The organism is Acinetobacter sp. GN11 (assembly GCF_054823985.1).
The window spans coordinates 1-5965 of the sequence record NZ_JRVL01000080.1; the positions used below are offsets into that span (position 1 = coordinate 1).

The window sequence follows — 5965 nt, forward strand, 5'->3', positions numbered from 1 at the left end:
ATAAAAATAACAGAGAGAAAAAAATCTTTTGTGGTTGAATCTCAACCTCTTGAATGCCGTACAAGAAAACAGCGACCTGGATTAGGTTACAATCACGGATTATGGATATAAGGACACACATCCATCATGAGTTATTTTGATCCCACCCTCATCATGTTTATGGTGTACATCGTAGCAATGGTACTTATTGGCTTATTTGCCTACCGTGCTACAAGCGACTTCTCAGATTATATTCTCGGTGGTCGTAGTTTAGGCAGTTTCGTTACTGCGTTATCCGCAGGCGCATCAGACATGAGTGGTTGGCTACTCATGGGTTTACCAGGAGCAATTTATCTTTCTGGTCTATCTGAAGCGTGGATTGCAATTGGTCTTATTATCGGTGCTTGGCTTAACTGGCTACTGGTTGCTGGTCGATTACGCGTTCATACTGAAATTCAAAACAATGCATTAACTTTGCCAGATTATTTTACAAGCCGCTTTGATGACCAGAAAAAAATACTTCGTATTTTCTCTGCCGTTATCATCTTGGTTTTCTTCGCTATTTACTGTGCTTCAGGTATGGTAGCGGGTGCCCGTTTATTTGAAAATTTATTCGGCATGTCTTACAACACAGCTATTTGGCTCAGTGCTATTGCAACCATCAGTTATGTTTGTATCGGTGGATTCTTAGCAATTAGCTGGACTGATACATTCCAAGCTGGATTGATGATTTTTGCCCTGATTTTGACACCAATCGTGACTTACCTTGCGATCGGGGACACAACTCATTTTGTTACCCTCATTGAAACTGCACGCCCGCATGCATTTAATCTCATCTCAGATTTTGGTGTGGTAGCCGTTTTATCCTCCATGGCATGGGGACTTGGTTACTTTGGTCAACCACACATCCTTGTACGTTTCATGGCAGCTGACTCAGTAAAATCTATTCCTGCTGCTCGTCGTATTGGCATGACTTGGATGATCTTGTGTTTAGCAGGTGCTGTAGGTGCTGGTTTCTTCGGTATTGCTTATTTTGAACAACACCCTGAATTAGCAGCAGTTGTAAGCAAAAACCCTGAAACTGTATTTATGGAATTGACTAAAATTTTATTCAATCCATGGATTGTGGGCATCATTTTGGCGGCAATTTTAGCTGCTGTGATGAGCACGTTAAGCTGTCAACTTTTAGTATGTTCAAGTGCTTTAACTGAGGATTTATACAAAGGTTTCTTTCGTAAAAATGCATCTCAAAAAGAACTTGTATGGGTTGGCCGTGTAATGGTTCTTGTCATTGCTGTTCTTGCCATTGTGCTTGCAGGGAACCCCGATAGTAAGGTTCTTGGTCTTGTTGCTTATGCATGGGCTGGCTTCGGTGCAGCGTTTGGTCCGCTTATCATCTTGTCATTGTTCTGGAAACGTATGAATTTACAAGGTGCTTTAGCGGGTATGATCGTTGGTGCAGTTGTGGTTATTGGCTGGAAAAATCTTTTCGCAGACACTGGTGTTTACGAAATTATTCCTGGCTTTATCCTTGCATTTATCAGCATCGTTGTTGTGAGTCTTTTAACTAAAGCGCCAAATACGACAGTAACTGGACGCTTTGAACAAGCAGATAAACTCTACAAAGAAAGCGTATAATCCATCTAAATAAACTAAGGGGCTTCGGCCCCTTTATTTATTTTTAGTTTTGATTTTAATTTTTGAAGTATCCTTCACAACTTGCATCACTGGGTAACTACGGGTTTCTTTTACCCCAGGTAACTGCCATAACACTTGCCCTGCAATACGTCTAAACTCTTCCATACTGGCACTTCGTAATTTAATTAAAAAATCGAAGCCCCCACTGACCATATGGCACTCAACAATTTCCGGATAATGCACCACAGCATCAATAAACTCATCTAAAACATTAGGTGTCGTTTTATCCAGTAATACTTCAACAAACACCAAAAAATTAGCATTTAACTTAACAGGGTTTAACTTAGCCTCATATCCCAAGATGAATTCATCCTTCGTTAGCTTTTGGACTCGTGCCATCACAGCAGTTGGAGATAAATTCACAAGTTCGGCTAATTTACTGTTCGAAATACGCCCATCTGTTTGAAGAATATCCAAAATTTTTAAATCAGTGCGATCAAGGCTTAATAATGGGCCATTCATCTGAATTTTCCTCTAAAAAATGGGATAAATATAGTGAGTTATTTGGTGTTTCTTCTGTAATGATAAATTATCTAAACCTCTCTACTCAAGATAAATAGTACGAGAGCTAGTTGGCGGAAACAGATATGAATACAATGGATACTTTTCATCAAATGGATAAATCTCACCAAGGCTATATCACCGAATTCAACGATAAAAGTGAGTTTGAACAACGCATTAACACAGCTTGGCGTCGTGCTGAACCAGAAGCTGTAGAAGAGCTATTACAAGCTGCCGCGGTATCTGATGATTTAGATCATAAAATTTATGACCTTGCCTTTAATCTTGCCCATAACTTACGTGAACGTAAAACCTCTTCGGGTAAAGCAGGTATTGTTCAAGGGTTACTACAAGAATTCTCCCTTTCTTCACAAGAAGGCGTGGCTTTAATGTGTCTTGCTGAAGCTTTGCTTCGTATTCCAGACTCAGCAACACGTGATTTACTTATTCGAGATAAAATCAATCAGGGCAACTGGAAAGAACACGTTGGCCAAAGCAGCTTAATGTTTGTAAATGCTGCTGCATGGGGCCTTATGCTGACTGGTAAGCTCATGGAAACACCAAAGCAAACTAGTCTTTCAAGTGTACTTACTGGCCTTTTAGCACGTAGTGGCCGTGGCATTATTCGTAAAGCAGTCGATGTTGCAATGCGTATGATGGGTGAACAGTTTGTTACTGGTGAAACCATTGAAGAAGCTGTAGACCATGCAAAAGTACTTGAAGACAAAGGTTTCCGCTATTCTTACGACATGTTGGGTGAAGCTGCTCTAACCGAACATGATGCTGAACGTTACTTCAATGATTATACGCAAGCTATCCATGCAATTGGCAAAGCGTCTAACGGTAAAGGCGTTTATGATGGCCCAGGTATCTCAATTAAGCTTTCTGCTTTACACCCTCGCTATCAACGCGCGCAAATTGAGCGTGTTCATCAAGAACTATACGGCAAAGTATTTGAACTCGCTCTTTTAGCTAAAAAGTACAATATTGGTTTAAATATCGATGCAGAAGAATCAGAACGTTTAGAAATTTCTCTTGAGTTACTTGAACGCCTTTGTTTCGAACCAGAACTTGCAAACTGGAAAGGTATTGGTTTCGTTATTCAAGCGTACCAAAAACGCTGTTTCTTCGTAGTTGATTATATTATCGATCTTGCTAAACGCAGCCAAAAGCGCCTCATGATCCGTCTTGTGAAAGGTGCGTATTGGGATAGCGAAATCAAGAAAGCACAAATCGAAGGTATGGATGACTATCCTGTCTTCACTCGTAAGGTGCATACGGATTTATCTTATATCGCTTGTGCTAAAAAATTACTTGCAGCACCAGAGTTCATCTATCCGCAATTTGCAACTCATAATGCTCAAACGTTAGCAACGATTTATCATTTAGCTGACCCAAGCAAATATTATGCTGGTCAGTACGAGTTCCAATGCCTACATGGTATGGGTGAGCCACTTTATGAACAAGTTGTTGGCCCACGTGAGCAAAATAAATTAGGCGTACCATGCCGTATTTATGCTCCTGTTGGTAACCATGAAACTTTGTTGGCTTACTTAGTTCGCCGTTTACTTGAAAATGGTGCAAATACTTCATTTGTTAACCGTATTGCCGATAAAACACTTAAAGTTGAAGACCTGATTCAGTCTCCAATTTACGATATTCGCAATGCAGCTAAACTTGAAGGTTCAGTTGGCTTAAAACACCCGTCTATTCCGTTACCTTTAGACATGTATGGTTCGCTCCGTAAAAACTCTAAAGGATATGATTTAGCTAATGATGCTCCACTTGAAGCTTTAGACAGCACAGCTCAACAACTGCGTAACCGTATCTGGCAAAGCCATCCGTTATTGGCAGATAATGGTTCTTTAGAACAAGGTAATTCTGTTGCAATTACAAACCCAGCACAAAATGATGAAATTGTTGGGCATGTACAAGAAGCTGATCTCAAGCATGTAGAAGTTGCACTTAATGCAGCTGAACAAACTCAGTCTGAATGGGCTAATACACCTAAAGATCAACGTGCTCAATACTTAAAACGTGCAGCTGACCTGATGGAAAGCCGTATTGAAGAGTTAATGGTATTGCTTTGCCGTGAAAGTGGTAAAACCTATGCCAATGCGATTGCTGAAGTTCGTGAAGCTGTAGATTTCTTACGTTACTACGCAACTCAAGTTGAGAACCTTCCAGCTAATACAATCATTCAGCCTTTAGGTACTGTACTTTGCATTAGCCCATGGAACTTCCCTCTTGCGATTTTCTCAGGCCAAATCGCGGCTGCATTAGTCAGCGGTAACTGTGTTATTGCTAAACCTGCCGAACAGACTCCATTAATTGCAGCTCAAGCAGTGCAAATTTTATGGGAAGCTGGTATTCCTCATGGCGCTGTGCAGTTATTGCCAGGTCGTGGTGAAACAGTTGGAGCTCAACTCAGCCAAGATAGCCGTATCGATGGCATCATGTTTACAGGTTCAACTGAAGTTGCAAAAATTTTACAGAAGACAGTTGCAAAACGTTTATCTGAAAATGGACAGTCAATTCCCCTCATTGCAGAAACTGGTGGTCAAAATGCAATGATTGTGGACTCATCTGCATTAACTGAACAAGTCGTACTTGATGTTGTAAGTTCAGCTTTTGATAGCGCTGGTCAACGTTGTTCTGCTTTACGTATTTTATGTGTACAAGAAGATAGTGCTGCAACCGTTATTAAAATGCTTAAAGGTGCAATGCAACAGTTGAGCGTAGGTAACCCTGCCATTTTAAAAACTGATATTGGTCCTGTTATTGATGTTGAAGCAAAACAGACGATTGATCAGCACATCCAAAAAATGAAGTCTAAAGGCTATCCAGTAGATCAGCTAATGTTTGGCGCAACGAGCCAGAATGAATTAGATAAAGGAACTTTTGTTGTACCAACAGCAATTGAATTACCTAACCTTGATGATTTACAACGTGAAGTCTTTGGTCCAGTTTTACACATCATTACCTATAAGTATGGCGAGCTTGAGCAACTCATCTCGCGAATTAATGCCAAAGGTTATGGTTTAACAATGGGTTTACACACCCGTATTGATCAAACGATCCAAACAGTGATTCAACATGCTGAAGTTGGTAACCTTTATATCAACCGAAATATTGTTGGCGCTGTTGTTGGTGTTCAACCATTTGGTGGTGAAGGTTTATCTGGTACAGGTCCAAAAGCTGGTGGTCCGCTTTACATGTATCGCTTAATGCAGCACTGTTCAAATAAAGTATTGGCAACACCATTTGCCATGAAAAATGAACAAACTGCTTTTGAAGGCTTTAACCGAGAGGTTTATCAGAGCTTACAAAGTTGGGCGAAACAGCATTTACCGCAAGCAAATCACGAAATTGAACCGTTTGGCGTTGGTAAATTCTATGAGTTACAAGGTCCTACCGGAGAAAGTAACCAATATATTATTCTGCCGCGTCACCGTGTTCTTTCAATCGCTGACACAGAACAAAATCAGTTGCATCAATTGCTCGCAATTTTTGCAGTTGGTAGCCAAGCTGCGGTAATGCCAAATAGTCCATTATTGGCAAAACATAAACAAACCTTGCCGAAAGATGTGCTTGCTGCAATTACTACGGTTAAAAACATCGCATCAGATGATTTTGATGCAGTTTTACATCATGGTAACCGCGAAGAAATCTTCTCATTACAGCAAGAAGTTGCTACTCGTTCTGGTGCAATTGTGGGTATTACACATGTTGAGCCAAATGAGACTATTCCACTTGAACGTTTAGTGATTGAACGTGCAATTAGTGT

At 40.5% G+C, this 5965-nt stretch carries 3 protein-coding genes; 2 read left to right on the top strand and 1 reads right to left on the bottom strand.

What is annotated here, in order from left to right; all coding sequences use genetic code 11:
- Positions 1 to 126 precede the first annotated feature (126 nt).
- Positions 127 to 1617: a sodium/proline symporter PutP gene (putP, locus tag NL42_RS08780; protein ID WP_461312478.1), complete on the top strand. Its 1491-nt coding sequence runs from the start codon at positions 127 to 129 to the stop codon at positions 1615 to 1617.
- Positions 1618 to 1650: 33 nt separating this feature from the next.
- Here the strand turns inward: putP and NL42_RS08785 are convergent, their stop codons facing one another.
- Positions 1651 to 2139 (bottom strand): Lrp/AsnC ligand binding domain-containing protein, encoded by a 489-nt coding sequence (locus NL42_RS08785; protein ID WP_003651419.1) that lies wholly within the window; start codon positions 2137 to 2139, stop codon positions 1651 to 1653.
- A 125-nt stretch (positions 2140 to 2264) separates the two neighbouring features.
- Between NL42_RS08785 and putA the strand changes: the two genes are divergently transcribed.
- On the top strand, positions 2265 to 5965 hold a 3701-nt coding region (gene putA / locus NL42_RS08790), incomplete at its 3' end, for a trifunctional transcriptional regulator/proline dehydrogenase/L-glutamate gamma-semialdehyde dehydrogenase (protein WP_461312479.1).

Excerpts from the sequence above, each read along its gene's own strand:
- NL42_RS08785 (WP_003651419.1), bottom strand. The coding sequence starts at position 2,139 with ATGAATGGCCCATTATTAAGCCTTGATCGCACTGATTTAAAAATTTTG.
- putP (WP_461312478.1), top strand. The coding sequence starts at position 127 with ATGAGTTATTTTGATCCCACCCTCATCATGTTTATGGTGTACATCGTA.